Annotated in this window: 15 protein-coding genes, 1 tRNA gene and 1 riboswitch; of the genes, 14 read left to right on the top strand and 2 right to left on the bottom strand. The window is 33.0% G+C overall.

Translation table 11 applies throughout. The annotated features are described in order from the left end of the window. A tRNA-Pro gene (locus ABNK64_RS06840) sits at positions 1-77 on the bottom strand. Between the two features lie 131 nt (positions 78-208). On the opposite strand from ABNK64_RS06840, the gene ABNK64_RS06835 reads away from it, so the two are divergent. Further along, entirely contained in the window at positions 209-1,015 is an 807-nt protein-coding gene (locus tag ABNK64_RS06835; RefSeq protein ID WP_349763902.1) for a Cof-type HAD-IIB family hydrolase, read from the top strand. 7 nt (positions 1,016-1,022) lie between these two features. Continuing rightward, complete coding sequence (locus ABNK64_RS06830) at positions 1,023-2,249, top strand: FtsW/RodA/SpoVE family cell cycle protein (protein WP_349763901.1); 1,227 nt, start codon at positions 1,023-1,025, stop codon at positions 2,247-2,249. Between the two features lie 54 nt (positions 2,250-2,303). Here ABNK64_RS06830 and ABNK64_RS06825 read toward each other — a convergent pair whose 3' ends face one another. Next, the gene (locus ABNK64_RS06825) at positions 2,304-2,882 is read right to left on the bottom strand and encodes an LA_2272 family surface repeat-containing protein (protein WP_349763900.1); all 579 of its coding nucleotides are present in this window, start codon (positions 2,880-2,882) and stop codon (positions 2,304-2,306) included. A 127-nt stretch (positions 2,883-3,009) separates the two neighbouring features. On the opposite strand from ABNK64_RS06825, the gene aroC reads away from it, so the two are divergent. From aroC to purD, 12 genes are all read left to right on the top strand, one after another. Next, entirely contained in the window at positions 3,010-4,104 is a 1,095-nt protein-coding gene (gene aroC / locus ABNK64_RS06820) for a chorismate synthase (protein WP_349763899.1), read from the top strand. Further along, the gene (aroE, locus tag ABNK64_RS06815) at positions 4,097-4,918 is read left to right on the top strand and encodes a shikimate dehydrogenase (RefSeq protein ID WP_349763898.1); all 822 of its coding nucleotides are present in this window, start codon (positions 4,097-4,099) and stop codon (positions 4,916-4,918) included. Before aroC ends, aroE begins: the two co-directional genes overlap by 8 nt. Then, entirely contained in the window at positions 4,915-5,355 is a 441-nt protein-coding gene (gene aroQ, locus ABNK64_RS06810; protein ID WP_349763897.1) for a type II 3-dehydroquinate dehydratase, read from the top strand. Before aroE ends, aroQ begins: the two co-directional genes overlap by 4 nt. A gap of 99 nt (positions 5,356-5,454) precedes the next feature. Then, positions 5,455-5,552, top strand: a riboswitch (purine riboswitch). Positions 5,553-5,772: 220 nt separating this feature from the next. Beyond that, positions 5,773-7,437, top strand: a complete 1,665-nt coding sequence (locus ABNK64_RS06805; protein ID WP_349763896.1) for a formate--tetrahydrofolate ligase — start codon at positions 5,773-5,775, stop codon at positions 7,435-7,437. A 45-nt stretch (positions 7,438-7,482) separates the two neighbouring features. Further along, positions 7,483-11,211 (top strand): phosphoribosylformylglycinamidine synthase, encoded by a 3,729-nt coding sequence (locus ABNK64_RS06800; protein ID WP_349763895.1) that lies wholly within the window; start codon positions 7,483-7,485, stop codon positions 11,209-11,211. Positions 11,212-11,225: 14 nt separating this feature from the next. Then, positions 11,226-11,705: a 5-(carboxyamino)imidazole ribonucleotide mutase gene (gene purE, locus ABNK64_RS06795; RefSeq protein ID WP_300341367.1), complete on the top strand. Its 480-nt coding sequence runs from the start codon at positions 11,226-11,228 to the stop codon at positions 11,703-11,705. 66 nt (positions 11,706-11,771) lie between these two features. Continuing rightward, a complete protein-coding gene (purC, locus tag ABNK64_RS06790; RefSeq protein ID WP_300341365.1) occupies positions 11,772-12,485 on the top strand; it encodes a phosphoribosylaminoimidazolesuccinocarboxamide synthase in 714 nt (237 codons plus the stop codon). 2 nt (positions 12,486-12,487) lie between these two features. Further along, a complete protein-coding gene (gene purF, locus ABNK64_RS06785; protein WP_291255554.1) occupies positions 12,488-13,885 on the top strand; it encodes an amidophosphoribosyltransferase in 1,398 nt (465 codons plus the stop codon). Between the two features lie 20 nt (positions 13,886-13,905). Continuing rightward, the gene (gene purM, locus ABNK64_RS06780; protein ID WP_291255553.1) at positions 13,906-14,907 is read left to right on the top strand and encodes a phosphoribosylformylglycinamidine cyclo-ligase; all 1,002 of its coding nucleotides are present in this window, start codon (positions 13,906-13,908) and stop codon (positions 14,905-14,907) included. Beyond that, positions 14,895-15,473, top strand: a complete 579-nt coding sequence (purN, locus tag ABNK64_RS06775) for a phosphoribosylglycinamide formyltransferase (protein ID WP_349763894.1) — start codon at positions 14,895-14,897, stop codon at positions 15,471-15,473. Before purM ends, purN begins: the two co-directional genes overlap by 13 nt. Positions 15,474-15,485: 12 nt before the next feature. Next, the gene (gene purH / locus ABNK64_RS06770; protein ID WP_349763903.1) at positions 15,486-16,991 is read left to right on the top strand and encodes a bifunctional phosphoribosylaminoimidazolecarboxamide formyltransferase/IMP cyclohydrolase; all 1,506 of its coding nucleotides are present in this window, start codon (positions 15,486-15,488) and stop codon (positions 16,989-16,991) included. A 17-nt stretch (positions 16,992-17,008) separates the two neighbouring features. Further along, positions 17,009-18,262: a phosphoribosylamine--glycine ligase gene (gene purD, locus ABNK64_RS06765; protein WP_349763893.1), complete on the top strand. Its 1,254-nt coding sequence runs from the start codon at positions 17,009-17,011 to the stop codon at positions 18,260-18,262. Positions 18,263-18,523 lie beyond the last annotated feature (261 nt).

The following is an 18,523-nucleotide window of genomic DNA, read 5'->3' as shown; positions in this document are numbered from 1 at the left end:
TGGTCGGAATAGCAAGATTCGAACTTGCGGCCCCCTGCTCCCAAGGCAGATGCGCTACCGGACTGCGCTATATTCCGCTCCCATCAACAGAAATAATAATATCATAAATTTAAAAAACTGTCAATAAAAAAATAAAAACTTTTCAAATTTTTTTTTTAATGGTATTATATTACGTAGAATAAGAGATATAAATAAAGGAGAATACAGAATGAAATATCAAGCAATAGTTAGTGATTTAGATGGAACTCTTTTAAATGGAGAACATAGATTTTCAGATAAAACAAAAAAAGTTATAAAAGAGGTAAAAGATAGAGTTAAAAAGATATTTATAGCTACAGGGAGACACCATTTAGATGCCTTAGAATTAAAAAAACAGTTGGGATTAGATTCATATTTGATAAGTTCAAATGGTGCAATAATCCATAATGAAAATAATGAGATTGTATATGAGAGAGATATGGAAGAGGATGTAGTAAAAAAAATATTAGAAAAAAAATGTAGTAAAGATGTCTCAAGACACATATATACAGATAATAATTGGTATATAGAGGAGGAGTTAGAGGAGTTTAAAAGTTTTCATCAAGAGAGTGGCTTTTCTTACACAGTGGAAGATTTTGATAAAGTTGACTACTCTAAAGTTATAAAAATATTTTTTATAAGTAAAAATTTTAAAGAGTTAGAAGCTTTAGAAAAAGAGATTGAAAATGAGTTTGGAGATAGAATTTCATTGACACTATCTGGAGAGGAGTGTTTAGAAATTATGGCACACTCTGTATGTAAGGGGGAAGCTATAAAGAGTGTAATGGAAAGATTGGAGATTCCTTTAGAGAGTGTAATTGCTTTTGGAGATGGATTAAATGACTATGAGATGTTAAAAGAGGTAGGAAAGGGTTTAATCATGGAAAATGCTTCAGTTAGATTAAAAGATAGACTACCAAACAATGAGATAATTGGAAAAAATACAGAAGATGGTGTAGCTGAGTATTTAGAGAGAAAATTTTTAGAGATAGAGTGATAATAGTATGAGTATGATAGTGGAGAATGAAAATTTATACAATAAGAGAAATCAATTAAATAGACAGGATAAAGAAGAAGCTATGAAAAGGAGAAAAAGAATTAGAAATGGTGGAATTGTAGTAATTCTTATTCTTCTTATAATAATGAGTCTCTTGAATATGGTAAGTGTAAAGCTAGAAGGTGTATATTTAAAGGGGATTTTTAAAACAATAAGAAATCATTGTACATATATAAGTGCTGGTATAGTAGTTTTTATGTTTGTTTCAACAAGGGATTATAAAAAATGGAAGAGCAAAAAGATGATAGGCTTTTTACTGTTAATTTCAATTTTATCTCTTTTAGCTGTTGTAATAGGAGCTAAAATTCCAGCTCTAAAAAAATATGTACCAACAATAAATGGGGCTATTGGTTGGATTAGGGTAGCTGGTTTCAGTATTCAACCTGCTGAGATGATGAAACTTCCATTTATAATAATTTTAGCTAAACTCTTAGAAAAGGGAGAGGAAGAGAAGTATAAAAGCTTGGGAATAATAGCAAATGTAGCTGGAATAGTTCTTATCTATCTCATTTTGGTTATGTTAGAAAAAGACTTAGGGACTACAATACACTATATTGCTATCGCTGTTACAATGCTTTTTATGAGCAGAGTGAGTATGAAATTGATAGTAGGATTGAGTTCACTGTTTATAGGAGTAGCTGGAGGATTTTTCTATTACGTAGCCTTTATAGGAGATAAGCTAACCTATGGTTATAGATTGCGTAGAGTAGTTAGTTACTTGAATGGGGTATTAAAAAATGAGTATGATTTAGATATTGGTTATCAAGTGGCACAATCACTTATGGCTTTTGGAAGAGGTGGAATCTTAGGTGAGGGATATGCCAATGGGGTACAGAAGTACAACTATCTTCCAGAAGCTAATACTGATTTCATACTTGCAACCTTTGGAGAAGAGTTTGGATTTGTAGGTATGCTACTTTTACTTTTCCTATTTGTATTGCTCTTTAATAACATAAAGAGGACAGCTATGGAAACTACAGATTATTTTGGAAAGTATTTGGCTATAGGGATTGGTGGATACTTAATAACACAGGTTCTTATCAATATATATGTAGCCTTAGGAATGCTTCCTGTTTTTGGAATACCAATGCCAATATTCAGTGCTGGTGGAACCTCAATTGTAACGATATTTGCTGCCATGGGGATAATTTTAAGTATAAACAAACAGAGGTAAGATAAAAAACTGCACCTAAAATCTTAAGTAATTAAGATAGGTGCAGTTTTTATATTAAAATAGAGTTTTTCTAAAGTTAACGATAGGTAAAACTGGTAACACTCCATTTTCAGCATAGTTAACTAGTCCAACTTGTAATCCTTCTAATCTTTTAGTTGCATTGACAAGTCCAAATTGAAGTCCTCCAACTTGTTGAGCATAGTTAACAAATCCAATTTGAACAAGAGCTTCACGATTTACAATATTAACTCCTCCAAATTGGAAAGTTGCATCTCCACCAACAGTATTTACAAGACCTAATGTTCCACCACTAACACTACCTTTAACATCATTCCAAAGTGATAGAGAGATACCTCTCATATTTCCATCTACTCTAAAAGCTTCTAAGAAAAGAGAAAGATGAAGTCCACTGAAATTACCATTAACTTTTCTATAACCTATTAATGATAGATCAAAACCAGATACATTTTGGTTCTCTGCTCCTAATAAGTTAAAACTGAATCCATCAATAGAGTCTGCTTTAGTAGCTCCAAATTGTACTCCAGGTAAAACTGAAAACTGAGCTCCTTGACTAGCACTAACAGATAGTGATGATATAAGAGCCATACCTGCAATTAAAGATTTTAATTTCATAAAAATTTCCCTCCTAAATAGAATATAGATATATTGTAACACATAAAAAAAAATACACAATAAAATTTTAGTTCATAATCTAAAATATGGTATAATTATACTAACAATAGAAGTAAAGGAGAGAGAGATGGGAGCTAACTGGGGACAAACTATTAGATTGTCAATTTTTGGAGAATCACATGGAAAGGCTATTGGGATAAATATTGATGGATTACCAGCTGGAATAGAGATAATAGATGAGTATATAGGAAGAGAGATGCAGAGGAGAGCACCAGGAAAAAATAGATTTTCAACACAGAGAAAAGAGAGTGATGGATATGAAATTTTGAGTGGGGTCTATGAAGGAAGGACTACTGGAGCACCTATGTGTGTCATAATAAGAAATGAGGATAAAAAATCTAAAGATTATTCGGATTTAAAAATTATGATGAGACCTAGCCACAGTGATTATTCAGCATATATAAAGTATCGTGGATATAATGATGTAAGGGGCGGGGGTCACTTTTCAGGGCGAATTACAGCACCAATTGTTTTTGCTGGAGCTGTTGCAAAGATAATACTGGCTCAAAAAAATATATATGTTGGAGCTCAAATAACTAGTATAAAAGGAATTGAGATAGACAGATTGACCAAAGAAGAGTTAAATAAAGAGGTATTTGAAAAATTAGCTAACAAAGAGATGGCAATTATCAACGAGAAGAAAATTCAAGAGATAAAAGCTGAGATTGAAAAAGCGAGAGTTGCAGGAGATTCGGTAGGAGGAACAATAAATTGTTATGCTGTTGGAGTTCCAAGTGGAGTAGGAGAACCTTTTTTTGATTCATTGGAAAGTACAATCGCACATTTAGCTTTTTCAATTCCTGCAGTTAAGGGGATTGAGTTTGGAAGTGGTTTTGATATGACGAGATATTATGGCTCTGAAGTGAATGATCAGTACCATTATAACAATGGAAAGGTAGAAACTTTAACTAACAATAATGGAGGCATACTTGGTGGAATTTCAAATGGGATGCCAATATCTTTTAAAGTAGCTATAAAACCTACTCCATCTATATCAAAGGAGCAAAATACTGTAAATATAAGGAGTGAAGAGAATTGTAAGCTTTTAATAGAGGGAAGGCATGATCCGTGCATAGTACCTAGAGCTGTTGTAGTGATAGAGGCTATTATGGCTATAGCCTTATTGGATAAAATATTTGAAAGTGGAGGAAAATATGAGTAAATATGGTCTTGTTGGAAAAAAATTGGGTCATTCACTATCACCATTGATTCACAACTATGTATTTCAAAAATTAAACTTGTCAGGAGAGTACTCTTTATATGAGATAGAGAATGAAAAAGATATTTTAAAAAAATTGAGAGCTGAAGATGTAGTAGGATTTAATATTACAATTCCGTACAAAGAGGTATTATTAGAGGAACTAGATTATATATCAGAAGAGGCTAAAAAGATAGGAGCTATCAATTTGGTAAGGATAGAAGATGGGAAAACTTATGGTTACAACAGTGATTATTTTGGATTTATAAAGATGTTAGAGGAGCACAGTGTAGAGATAAGTAAGAAGAGTTGCTATGTGTTGGGAAGTGGAGGAGCTGCCAAATCAGTAATTGTAGCTTTAAATGATCTAGGGGCTAAGGAGATAGTTGTTGTAACTAGAGATATAGAGAGCAAAAAAGCTGAATTAAAGAGAAAGTTTAAAAATATAATAGTAGTCTCTTATGAAGATATAATAGGAGGAGAGATTTTGATAAATACGACTCCAGTAGGAATGTATCCAAATACTCTTAATTCACCCGTAACTGAGGATATATTAAAACGTTTTGATGTGGCTATAGACTTAATATACAATCCAGCAGATACAGAATTTCTAAAATTGGCAAAAAAAAATGGATTAAAGTGTGTAAACGGGGTTTCAATGCTGGTAAACCAAGCTATAAAAAGTGATGAAATATGGAAAGGAATCAAGGTAGATAGAGCTTTGGTAGAGGAGTTAGAAGAGTTGGTAGAGAAGGAACTAAGAGGAGAAAAATTATGAAGATAATGATATTAAATGGTCCAAATATAAATTTTTTAGGGATAAGAGAGAAGGAGGTGTATGGGCATCAAAATTATGCAGATATGTGTAATTATCTGAAAGATATAGCAGAGAGTAAAGGGATAAGTTTGGATATTTTTCAAAGTAATATTGAAGGTGAGATGATCAATATTTTACAAAGAGCATACTTTGAAAAATATGATGGGATAATTATAAATCCAGGAGCGTATACTCACACTTCCATAGCCTTATTTGATGCTATAAAAAGTATAGAGATTCCAACATTGGAGGTACACCTTTCAAATATCCATAAAAGAGAGGATTTTAGAAAAATATCTTATACAGCTGTAGCTTGTGTAGGTCAGATATCTGGGTTAGGTGTTGACAGTTATGTTATGGGGTTAGAGTATTTTTATCGTATGTTTAGTAAAAAGTAAGAAATAAGAACAAAAAATACACAAAGAACATTAAAAAAAATAAAAAGCATTAAAAAAAGTTTTTATTTTGACAAAAATTAACTTTTATGTTATTCTAAATGTATAGAAAAAAATATATCTCATATATACCTGTAATATGGTCAGGAGTTTCTACGGTTGACCCTAAATTAACCGCTATGAGTTGTTTGACAAGATGCTTTTTTGTCATTCCTTTTGGTATATATGAAAAATGCTATGGAGGAGAGAAATGCTATTTGTTAAAAAGAAGAAGAGAAATATAATATATAATCTGAAATCTAACAAAGGCATAATTGTGAATATAAGAATAGGTAAATTTAATGGTCTAAGTGTGTACTGATGCAAAGCATTAGTGTGTACTTAGACCTTTTTAATTAGAAAGGATTTGAGGAGGAGAAATTGAAGACTGATATTCAAATAGCACAGGAAGCAAAAATTCAAAATATTATGGAGATAGCTAAGAAGATAGGACTTAGTGAAGATAGTATTGAACAGTATGGAAAATACAAGGCTAAAGTAAATCTAGAGGTACTAAAAGAGTTAGAAGCTAAAAAAGATGGAAAATTAATATTGGTAACAGCAATTACTCCTACACCTGCTGGAGAGGGAAAATCAACAGTGACAGTTGGATTGACACAAGCTTTAAATAGACTTGGAAAATCATCTATAGCTGCACTTAGAGAACCATCATTGGGACCTGTCTTTGGAATGAAGGGGGGAGCTACTGGTGGAGGTTATTCTCAAGTTATTCCTATGGAGGATATAAATCTTCATTTTACAGGAGATCTTCATGCAATAGGTGTTGCACATAACTTGATTGCAGCTTGTATAGATAATCACATTAACTCAGGAAATGCTTTAAATATTGATTTAACAAAAATTACTTGGAAGAGAGTAGTTGATATGAATGATAGAGCATTGAGAGATGTAGTGATAGGTTTAGGTGGAAAAGCTAATGGAATTCCAAGAGAATCATCATTCCAAATCACAGTTGCTTCAGAGATAATGGCAGCTTTATGCTTAGCTAATTCACTTATAGATTTAAAAGATAAGATAAAAAATATGGTATTTGGTTATTCTAGAGATGGAAAAGCTCTGACAGTGGGAGAATTAAAAATAGAGGGAGCTGTAACAGCACTATTGAAAGAAGCTTTAAAACCAAATTTAGTACAGACATTAGAAAACACACCAGTATTTATTCACGGTGGACCATTTGCTAATATAGCTCATGGATGTAACTCGATACTTGCAACTAAGTTAGCATTGAAACTTTCAGATTATGCAATAACAGAAGCTGGATTTGCTGCAGATTTAGGAGCAGAGAAGTTTTTAGATATAAAGTGTAGAAAAGGAAATCTAAAACCTAATTGTGTTGTTATAGTTGCAACAGTTAGAGCTTTAAAACATCACGGTGGATTGAAGGAGCTTTCAGAGGAGAGTTTAGAAGCTTTAGAAAAAGGAATTACAAACTTAGATAAGCATATTGAGAATATGAAAAAATATGGTTTACCAGTAGTTGTAGCTATCAATAGATTTGTTAGTGATACAGATAGAGAGTTAAAATATATAGAGGAGCACTGTAAAAAGCAGGAAGTTCCAGTTGCCTTATGTGACGTTTGGGCAAAAGGTGGAGAGGGAGGAATTGACCTTGCCAACCAAGTACTAGAACAGATTGAAAAGGGAAAAGATGAGTATAAACCATTGTATTCATTGGATTTGAGTATAAAAGAGAAGATAGAACTGATAGCTAAAGAGATATATGGAGCTGAGGGTGTAGAGTTTAGCAGTGGAGCTAAAAAGATGCTAAAGACAATAGATGAGTTAGGATATGGAAAATTACCAGTTTGTATGTCAAAGACTCAAAAATCTTTATCAGATAATGCTTCACTAATAGGAAGACCAACAGGATTTACAGTGACTATAAATGAGTTAAGAATCTCAGCAGGAGCAGGATTTATTGTCGCTATGGCTGGAGATATAATAGATATGCCTGGACTACCTAAAAAACCAGCAGCAGAGTTGATAGACATAGATGAGAACGGGAAAATAGAAGGGCTATTTTAAATAATTGACTAAAAGGAATCTATATTAAAATTTTCAGGAGGAAAAATGAATTATCGTATTTTTGTTGAGAAAAAACAGGGCTTTGATTTAGAGGCAAAGAGACTTGAAAATGAGTTAAAAGAGAGTTTACAGCTAACAGGATTGAAAAAAATAAGATTGATCAATTGCTATGATGTATTTGGAATAGAGAGATCAGAGTTAGAGGCTGCGAAAAAATTGATCTTTTCAGAAGTAGTTACAGATAGAGTAACTGAGGAGTTAGAGTTAAATGAAGGGAAATATTTTGCAGTGGAGTTTTTACCTGGACAGTTCGATCAAAGAGCTGACTCAGCAATGCAATGTTTAAATCTTATCTCAAATAAGAACGAGAATGTAACAGTAACAAGTGGTAAGGTGATAGTATTAGAGGGAGATCTTTCAGATTCTGAGTTAGAGAGAGTAAAAAAATACTATATTAACCCTGTGGAGATGAGAGAAAAATCTCTTGAAAAATTGGAGATAGAAGAGGGAGAGAAAGCACAAGAGGTTCCTGTATTTAATAAATTTATTGAGTATGATAGAGATGAGTTAGAGAAATTTAGAAAAGAGCTTGGTCTTGCAATGACATTAGCAGATATAGCTTTTGTTCAAGAGTACTTCAAAAATACTGAAAGAAGAGATCCAACAGAGACTGAGATAAAAGTGTTGGATACTTACTGGTCAGATCACTGTAGACATACAACATTTGAAACAAGAATAAAAAATGTTGTATTCCCTAAGAGTGAATTTGGAGAGACTTTACAAAGAGCTTTTGATAAGTATGTAGAAGTTAGAAAATTTGTACATCAAGATAGAATCGAAAAGAAATATATGTCACTTATGGATATGGCAACTATCTGTGGAAAAGAGATGAGAAAGACAGGAAAACTAGATGACTTAGAGGTTTCTGATGAGATAAATGCATGTTCAGTATATATAGATGTAGATGTAGATGGAAAATTAGAGAAATGGTTACTAATGTTTAAAAACGAGACTCATAACCACCCTACTGAGATTGAGCCATTTGGAGGGGCTTCTACTTGTTTAGGAGGAGCTATAAGAGATCCACTATCTGGAAGATCATATGTATACCAAGCAATAAGAGTTACTGGTTCTGGAAATCCATTGGAGAAATTAGAGGATACATTACAAGGAAAATTACCTCAAAAGAAAATAACTACAGGAGCTGCAGCTGGATATTCAGCTTATGGAAATCAGATAGGATTGACAACTGGACATGTTGCTGAGATCTATCACGATGGATACAAGGCAAAGAGAATGGAAGTTGGAGCTGTAGTTGGAGCTGTTCCAGCTGACTGGGTAAGAAGAGAAAATGCTTCAAAAGGAGATATAGTAGTATTATTAGGAGGAAAAACAGGAAGAGATGGTTGTGGTGGAGCAACAGGATCTTCTAAAGAGCATACAGATGATTCGTTGAGACTTTGTGGAGCAGAGGTACAAAAAGGAAATGCACCAGAAGAGAGAAAAATTCAGAGATTATTTAGAAATCCAGAGGTTACAAGACTTGTAAAGAAATGTAATGACTTTGGTGCAGGAGGAGTATCAGTAGCAATAGGAGAGTTAGCTCCAGGACTTGATATAAATCTAGATGTAGTCCCTACTAAATATTTGGGACTTAGTGGTACAGAGTTAGCAATATCAGAGTCACAAGAGAGAATGGCAGTAGTAATTGAAGCTAAAGATAGAGAAAAGTTTATAGAGTTGGCAAATAAAGAAAACCTATTGGCAACAGTAGTAGCTGAAGTAACTGATACAAATAGACTTGTATTGAATTGGAAAGGTAAGAAAATAGTGGATATATCTAGAGAGTTTCTAGATACTAATGGAGTAACTCAAGAGACTGAAGTGGAAGTAGAGAATGTAAAATTAGAGGAGAATCCACTTATAAAATCTTCTTATGAAGGTAAGGATTTAAAAGAGAGATGGTATAATATGCTTTCCTCTTTAAATGTAGCATCACAAAAAGGATTGATGGAGATATTTGACTCAACAATAGGAGCTACAACAGTTTTAATGCCATTTGGTGGAAGATATCAGATGACTCCAACAGATGTAAGTGTACAGAAGATACCTCTATTAAAAGGGGAGACAGATACAGCTTCTGCAATTACTTGGGGATATAATCCTGTACTTTCTTCTTGGTCACAATTCCATGGAGGAGCTTATGCAGTAGTTGAATCTTTAGCTAAATTAGTAGCTGTAGGAGGAGATTATAAAACTGTAAGATTATCATTCCAAGAGTATTTCCAAAAATTGGGACAGAGTTCTAAAAACTGGGGAAAACCATTTTCAGCTTTATTAGGAACAATAGAGGCACAAAGAGGATTTGGAATACCAGCTATTGGTGGAAAAGATTCAATGAGTGGAACATTCAATGAGATACATGTACCACCTACACTAATTTCCTTTGCAGTAACTCCTGTTAAAGCAAGTGTTGTAATATCACCAGAGTTTAAAAAAGCTGGAAATAAGATATATTTAATAAAACACCATATGTTAGAAAACTATATGCCTAATATAGAGGAGTTAAAAGAGAATTTTGAGTTTGTACATAAAAATATAATAGAAGGAAATATCATCTCAGCTCTTACATTGAAAAATGGTGGTATAGCAGAAGCAATAAGTAAGATGACATTTGGAAATAGAATAGGAGCAAAGATATCTGATTTAGGTGATGAGTTATTTAAATTGGGATATGGAACATTTGTAGTTGAATCAACTGTTGAATTAACTGGAGAGAATGTTCAGTTATTGGGAGAAACAATATCAGAATATAAAGTGGTTGTAGGAGATGTTTCACTTGATATGAGTGAAGGAGAAAAAGTTTGGTTAGATAAGTTATTCCCAGTATTTCCACATAAGACAGTTGAAAAGGTTGAAAACTATATTTGGACACCATATGAGAAAAAAGAGATAATAGTATGTAAGAACAAGATAGCTAAACCAAGAGTATTAGTTCCAGCTTTCCCAGGAACAAACTGTGAGTATGACTCAGCAAAAGTATTTGAAAAAGCGGGAGCAGAGGCAAATATATTGGTATTTAGAAACTTGAATCAAGAGTATATAAATGATTCCATAGAGAAGATGGTAAAAGAGATAAATAACTCACAAATCTTGATGTTCCCAGGTGGATTCAGTGCTGGAGATGAGCCAGATGGTTCAGGTAAATTTATAGCCACTGTATTAACTAACCCTAAGATAGCAGAAGCTATACATAAATTCTTAGAGAGAGATGGACTTATTTTAGGAATTTGTAATGGATTCCAAGCTCTTATAAAATCAGGATTACTACCATATGGAGAGATAGGAAAGATAACTGAAAACTCACCAACATTGACATTCAATAAGATAGGTAGACATATTTCTCAAATGGTAACAACTAAGGTTACTTCTAACAAATCACCTTGGTTAGCTGGAATAGAGACAGGTTCAGAATTTGAAATAGCAGTATCACACGGTGAAGGAAGATTCTTTGCAAGTGATGAAGTAGTTAAAAAGCTATTTGAAAATGGACAGGTAGCAACTCAATATGTAAATTTAGATGGTCAACCAACAAATGAGTTTAGATTCAATCCTAATGGATCTACATTTGCAATTGAGGGAATAACATCTCCAGATGGAAGAGTATTTGGAAAAATGGGACATACAGAGAGATTTGGAAATAACGTATTCAAGAATATTATAGGAAATAAAGAGCAGAAAATATTTGAAAATGGAGTTAAATATTTTAAATAATATTGGGAGGAAAGATGAAGGTAGCAATTATTTTCGGAAGTAAATCAGATACTGATAAGATGAGGGGAGCAGCTAACTGCTTAAAAGAGTTTGGAATAGAGTACTCAGCTCATGTTTTATCAGCTCACAGGGTTCCAGAAAAGTTAGAAGAAACTCTTGAAAAATTGGAAGTGGAAGGGTATGAAGTCATAATAGCAGGAGCTGGTCTTGCTGCACATCTACCAGGAGTGATAGCTTCAAAAACTACAATACCAGTGATAGGAGTACCAATTGAAGCTGCATTTAATGGAATGGATGCACTGTTATCAATAGTACAGATGCCGAAATCAATACCAGTTGCAACAGTTGGATTAAATAACTCATATAATGCTGGAATGTTAGCAGTACAAATGCTTTCATTAAAATCTCCAGAATTAAAAAGCAAATTGAGAGAGTTTAGAAAGAGTATGAAAGAGAAGTTTATAGCAGATAATGAAACAGGTGTAGATCTATAAAAAATAGCAAAAGTTTATAAAAAATATTTATTATAAAAAATCAAAAGTATCTCAGGAGGAATTAAAATGTCAGTAGAAAAAAAAGATTTTATTTATGAAGGAAAAGCTAAACAAGTATATTCAACAACAGATGAGAACTTAGTAATAATTCACTATAAAGATGATGCAACAGCAGGAAATGGGGCTAAAAAAGGAACTATTGAGAATAAAGGTGTAATGAACAATAGAATAACAGCAACACTATTCAGAATGTTAGAGAAAAACGGAATAAAAACACACTTAGTAGATGTATTAAATGATAGAGATCAACTTTGTCAAAAAGTAAAAATATTCCCATTAGAAGTAATAGTAAGAAACGTAATAGCAGGATCAATGGCAGCTAGAGTAGGAGTTCCAGAGGGAACAAAACCAACAAATACTATATTTGAAATCTGTTATAAAAATGATGCTTATGGAGATCCATTAATCAATGATCACCATGCAGTAGCATTAGGACTATGTACTTATGAGGAGTTAGCTGAGATATACAGAATTACAGGAGAGATCAACAACCTATTAAAAGACGCTTTTGATAAGACAGGAATAACTTTAGTAGACTTTAAAATAGAGTTTGGAAAAAATGCTGCTGGAGAGATACTATTAGCAGATGAGATCACTCCAGATACTTGTAGATTATGGGATAAAGAGACTGGTAAAAAATTAGATAAAGATAGATTTAGAAGAGACCTTGGAGGAATAGAAGAGGCTTATATAGAAGTATTAAAGAGATTGGGGGCTTAATAATGAACTGCACAGAAATTCTAATGGCTAAAGATAAAATGGAAGAAGAGTGTGGAGTATTCGGAATATACTCGAAAAATATAACAGAGGTTTCACAAATAACTTATTATGGTTTGTATGCTCTTCAACATAGAGGTCAAGAAAGTGCGGGAATATCTGTTTCTAATTTTGGAAAAATAGTTACTTATAAGGAAATGGGTCTTACTGCTGATGTCTTTACACCTGAAATATTAAATAGACTTGTTGGGAATGCAGCAATCGGTCATGTTAGATATTCGACAACAGGTGAGAGTAGAATAGAAAATGCTCAACCTCTTGAGAGTAAATATAAATTGGGACAAATAGCAGTAGCTCACAATGGAAATTTAACTAATGCTAAAGTAATAAGAGAACTACTAGAAGAGGGGGGAGCAACATTCAATACCTCTATAGATTCTGAAGTTATTATAAAATTAATAGCTAGAAAAGCTAGTGGAAATGTAGAAGAGGCAATTAGAAGTACATTAGGAGCGATAAAAGGAGCTTATGCCTTAGTAATTTTAACAGGAAATAAATTGATTGGAATAAGAGATCCATATGGAATAAGACCACTTTGCTTAGGAACAAATAAGAATGGAGATTATATCCTATCTTCAGAGTCTTGTGCTATTGATGCAGTAGGAGGAGAGTTTGTAAGAGATATTCAACCTGGTGAGATGGTAATAATAGATGAAAACGGTGTTGAATCTCTTAGATATTCTGAAAATAATAAAAAAGCTCCATGTTCATTTGAACACATATACTTTGCTAGACCTGATAGTGTTATTGATGGATTAAATGTATATGAATCAAGAGTAGAAGCTGGAAGATTACTAGCTAGACAGATGAAGGTAGATGCAGATGTAGTAATAGGAGTTCCTGATTCAGGGATTCCTGCTGCTATTGGATATGCTGAAGAGAGTGGAATACCTTATGCAATTGGTTTAATTAAAAATAAATACATAGGTAGAACATTTATAAAACCTACTCAAGCTTTGAGAGAACAAGCTGTAATGGTAAAATTAAATCCATTAAAAGTAAATCTTGAAGGAAAGAGAGTAGTAATAATTGATGACTCTTTAGTGAGAGGAACTACAAGTAAGATATTGATAGAGATAGTAAGAAGAGCAGGAGCTAAGGAGGTTCACTTCCGTTCAGCTTCTCCAGCTGTTAAACACTCTTGTTATTTTGGAATAGATACAGCACATAGAGAGGAATTAATAGCTGCTAGAATGTCAGTAGAAGAGATAAGAAAAGAGATAAATGCTGATACATTAGATTATTTATCAATGGAGAATATGTTAAAATCATTAAAAGGTTGTGACTACTGTGTAGGTTGTTTTAATGGAGAGTATCCAGTAGATACACCAACAGAGGAATAAATATATTTTGGGAGGAAAAAATGGCAATTTCATATAAAGAGGCTGGAGTAGATAAAGAAGAGGGATACAGAGCAGTAGAACTTATGAAAAAAGCAGTAGCAAAAACTATGAATAGCAATGTTCTAAATGGACTTGGAAGTTTTGGGGCTATGTATGAATTAGGAAAGTATGAGAATCCAGTATTAGTTTCTGGAACAGATGGAGTAGGAACAAAATTGGAAGTGGCTCTTACAACAAAAAAATATGACACAGTAGGGATAGATGCTGTTGCAATGTGTGTAAATGATGTACTTTGTCATGGAGCACAACCAATATTCTTTTTAGATTATCTAGCTTGTGGAAAATTGGATGCTGAAGTAGCAGCTGAATTGGTTTCAGGGGTAGCAGAAGGTTGTTATCAAGCAGGAGCAGCCCTTATAGGTGGAGAGACAGCAGAGATGCCAGGATTCTATAAAGTTGGAGATTATGATATAGCTGGTTTCTGTGTAGGTGCTGTTGAAAAAACTAAAATTGTAAATGGAAGTACAACATCTGAAGGAGATATTTTAATTGCTATACCGTCTTCTGGAATACATAGTAACGGATTTTCTCTAGTGAGAAAGGTTATCACTGACTATACAAAGGAGTATAATGGAAAACCAATTAGTGAAACACTACTTACTCCTACAAAAATATATGTAAAGCCAGTACTTTCTGTATTAGAGAAATATAATGTAAAGGGAATGGCTCACATAACTGGTGGTGGATTACCTGAAAATTTACCTAGAACAATAAGCGAGGGTCATCAAGCAGTTGTTTTAAAAGAGAAATTAAGAGTTTTAGATATATTTAAATATATTCAAAAAGAGGGTGAAATCTCAGAAGAAGAGATGTTTGGAACATTTAATATGGGAGTGGGATTTGTACTAGTAGTAGACCCTAAAGATAAAGATGGAGTAATAGAAGAGCTTGCAAAACATGGAGAAGAAGCTTTTGAAATAGGATATGTTCAAAAGGGAGAAAAGGGACTATGTTTAAAATAGGAGTATTAGTTTCTGGTGGTGGAAGTAATCTTCAATCTATAATAGATAAATCTCAAAATGGAGAGCTTAATTGTAAAGTTGAAGTTGTCATAGGAGATAGAAAATGTTATGGAGTGGAGAGAGCTACTCTAGCAGGAATAGAGGGATATACTTTAGATAGAAAAGTATTGAAGAAAGATCTATGTAAAGAGATTGATAAAATAGTTTCAGAAAAAGGAATTGATCTAATTGTATTAGCAGGATTTCTCTCTATAATTGATGAGGAATTTGTAAACAAATGGAAGGGAAGGATAATTAATATCCACCCTTCACTTCTCCCTAAGTTTGGTGGACCTGGAATGTATGGAATAAAAGTACATGAAGCAGTTCTAAAAGCTGGAGAGAGTGAAAGTGGTTGCACAGTACATTTTGTTGATACAGGAGTAGATAGCGGAGAGATCATAGCTCAAAAGAGAGTAAAAGTCTTAGAAGGGGATACAGCTGAGGAGTTGCAAAAGAGAGTTTTAGTAGAGGAACACAAACTTTTACCAGAATCTATTGCAAAAATTATATCTGAAAGAGAGTAAAGGAGTCTATTAATAATGAAAAGAGCATTGATATCAGTTTTTGATAAAGGTGGAATATTAGAGTTTGCACAATTTTTAATAAAGAAAAATGTTGAAATTATCTCAACAGGTGGAACATATAGATATTTAAAAGAGAACAATATTCCTGTAATAGAGGTAGCAGAGATAACAAAAGCACCAGAGATGTTAGATGGAAGAGTAAAGACACTTCACCCAGTAATTCATGGTGGAATATTAGCCATAAGAGATAATAAAGAGCATATGGAGACAATAAAAGCTAGAGGAATAGAGACTATAGATATGGTAGTTGTAAATCTATATCCTTTCTTCAAAAAAGTAAATGAAGATTTAACTTTTGAAGAAAAAGTTGAATTTATAGATATTGGTGGACCAACAATGCTAAGATCAGCAGCAAAATCTTTTAAAGATGTTGTAGTTATTAGTGATACTGCTGATTATGAAACAGTTATGAATGAAATGGAAGCTGGAGAGGTTTCTTTTGAAACTAGAAAGAGATTAGCTGGAAAAGTATTTAATTTAACATCAGCTTATGATGCTGCAATCTCATCTTTCCTATTAGGAGATGAGATGCCACACTACTTAAATGCCTCTTATGAAAAAGTGATGGATTTAAGATATGGTGAGAATCCACATCAAAAAGCAGCTTACTATGTATCAACTACTGATAGTGGAGCTATGAAGGATTTTGATCAATTGAATGGAAAAGAGTTATCATTTAACAATATAAGGGATATGGATGTAGCTTGGAAAGTAGTTAGTGAATTTGAGGAACCTGCTTGTTGTGGTGTAAAACACTCTACACCTTGTGGAGCAGCTATTGGAAATAATGTTTATGAGGCTTATACAAAGGCTTATGAATGTGATCCTGTATCTATTTTTGGAGGAATAGTAGCAATTAATAAAAAAATAGATAAGGCAACTGCTGAAGAGTTAGTGAAAATATTCTTAGAGATAGTTATAGCTCCAGATTACTCTGAAGAAGCTATTGAAGTGTTAAAAACTAAGAAAAATTTGAGAGTGATAAGATGTCACCATAAACCAATGGACAAAGTTAATCTAGTAAAAGTAGATGGTGGAATATTAGTTCAAGATGAGGATTTAAGCTTCTCAACTAATTATGAAACAGTTACAGAAAAAGCACCAACTTCAGAAGAGATGAGTGATCTTGATTTTGGAATGAAGATAGTGAAACATGTAAAATCTAATGCTATTGTAGTTGTGAAAGATAAAATGGCTATTGGAATTGGAAATGGAGAGACAAATAGAATATGGCCAACAGAACAGGCTATAGAGAGAGCTGGTGAGAGAATAGAGGGAGCTGTACTTGCATCTGATGCATTTTTCCCATTTAGAGATGTTGTTGATACTTGTGCAAAACATGGAATAAAAGCTATTATCCAACCAGGAGGATCTATCAGAGATAAAGAATCTATAGAAGCTTGTAATGAGCATGGAATAGCTATGATATTTAGTGGAATGAGACATTTCAAACACTAATTAAAGGAGAAGAGATAATGAAAATATTAGTAGTTGGAAGCGGTGGAAGAGAGCATACTATCTGTTGGAAAGTGAGTCAAAATGAGAGAGTAGAGAAGATATACTGTGCTCCAGGAAATGGGGGAACAGAACTTCTTGAAAAGGGAGAGAATGTAAACTTAAAAGGAACAGATGAGATCTTGAATTTCGCTAAAGAGAATAGAATAGATTTGACAATAGTTGGAAGTGAAGAGCTTTTAGTTGATGGAATAGTAGACAAATTTCAAGCAGAGGGATTAAGAATATTTGGACCTGATAAAAAGGCAGCACTATTGGAGGGATCAAAAGCTTTTTCAAAGGATTTTATGAAAAAATATGGTGTAAAAACTGCTGCATATGAGGTTTTTGATGATGCTGAGAAAGCTAAAGAGTATATTAAAACTTGTGAGTTTCCTCTAGTTGTAAAAGCTAGTGGTCTAGCTGCAGGGAAGGGTGTGCTTATATGCCAAAACTTAGAAGAAGCTATTAAAGCTGTAGAAGAGATAATGGTAGATAAAGTATTTAGTAGTGCTGGAGAGCAAATTGTAGTTGAGGAGTTTTTGGATGGAGTAGAGGCATCTATACTGTCAGTAACAGATTCAAATATAATTTTACCATTTATATCTGCTAAAGATCATAAAAAAATTGGAGAGAAAGAAACAGGATTAAATACTGGTGGAATGGGAACTATTGCCCCAAATCCATATGTTACAAAAGAGGTTTATGATAAGTTTGTAGAGGAGATAATGAACCCTACACTTCAAGGGATAAAAGCAGAGGGAATGGATTTTGCTGGATTTATTTTCTTTGGACTTATGATAACTTCTAAAGGTGTTTATCTTCTTGAATATAATATGAGATTGGGAGATCCTGAGACACAAGTTGTATTACCACTATTGGAATCAGATTTTATTGAATTATTAGAGAGCGGTATTGATAAAAAATTATCAACTACAAATGTAAAATGGAGTGATAAATCAGCTTGTTGTGTTGTTTTAGCTTCTGGTGGATATCCAGAGAAATACAATAAGGGATATGAGATCTCAGGTGTGGATAGTGTAGAGAATATGTTGTTCATTGCTGGAGCAAAGTTAGAAAATGGAAAACTTTTAACTAATGGTGGAAGAGTAATAAATGTTGTAGCTATTGGAGATACTCTTGAACAAGCTAGAGCAAAAGCATACTCTGATGCAGAGAAAGTTAAATTTGAAGGAAAATATCTTAGAAAAGATATTGGTGTTTTGTATAGATAGAACTGTTATAAAAGTCTAGAAAAAGGTGTTGATGTATTAGTTACATTGACACCTTTTTTATTTAAAAATTAATGTGACAAAACCAGCAAAATTATATGATTAGCTATATGATTAATATAGACAAAAACGTCTTATTTATGGTATAATCTACAATAAAAATAGTTATTACAAGTACACTTTTTCTAAAAGTGTATATTTTAATTTGTGTAAAAAATGTGACAAAAAAATCAAAAAAATAATATTTTGTCAAATAAAAAAGTA

This window comes from Fusobacterium sp. SYSU M8D902 (genome assembly GCF_040199715.1).
GTDB lineage: Bacteria > Fusobacteriota > Fusobacteriia > Fusobacteriales > Fusobacteriaceae > Fusobacterium_A.
Note: the sequence above shows the minus strand (reverse complement) of the source record. Positions and strands in the feature narration are given on the sequence as shown.

Coding starts and splice junctions, on each gene's coding strand:
- ABNK64_RS06835 (WP_349763902.1), top strand. CDS start 209: ATGAAATATCAAGCAATAGTTAGTGATTTAGATGGAACTCTTTTAAAT.
- ABNK64_RS06830 (WP_349763901.1), top strand. CDS start 1,023: ATGAGTATGATAGTGGAGAATGAAAATTTATACAATAAGAGAAATCAA.
- ABNK64_RS06825 (WP_349763900.1), bottom strand. CDS start 2,882: ATGAAATTAAAATCTTTAATTGCAGGTATGGCTCTTATATCATCACTA.
- aroC (WP_349763899.1), top strand. CDS start 3,010: ATGGGAGCTAACTGGGGACAAACTATTAGATTGTCAATTTTTGGAGAA.
- aroE (WP_349763898.1), top strand. CDS start 4,097: ATGAGTAAATATGGTCTTGTTGGAAAAAAATTGGGTCATTCACTATCA.
- aroQ (WP_349763897.1), top strand. CDS start 4,915: ATGAAGATAATGATATTAAATGGTCCAAATATAAATTTTTTAGGGATA.
- ABNK64_RS06800 (WP_349763895.1), top strand. CDS start 7,483: ATGAATTATCGTATTTTTGTTGAGAAAAAACAGGGCTTTGATTTAGAG.
- purE (WP_300341367.1), top strand. CDS start 11,226: ATGAAGGTAGCAATTATTTTCGGAAGTAAATCAGATACTGATAAGATG.
- purC (WP_300341365.1), top strand. CDS start 11,772: ATGTCAGTAGAAAAAAAAGATTTTATTTATGAAGGAAAAGCTAAACAA.
- purF (WP_291255554.1), top strand. CDS start 12,488: ATGAACTGCACAGAAATTCTAATGGCTAAAGATAAAATGGAAGAAGAG.
- purM (WP_291255553.1), top strand. CDS start 13,906: ATGGCAATTTCATATAAAGAGGCTGGAGTAGATAAAGAAGAGGGATAC.
- purN (WP_349763894.1), top strand. CDS start 14,895: ATGTTTAAAATAGGAGTATTAGTTTCTGGTGGTGGAAGTAATCTTCAA.
- purD (WP_349763893.1), top strand. CDS start 17,009: ATGAAAATATTAGTAGTTGGAAGCGGTGGAAGAGAGCATACTATCTGT.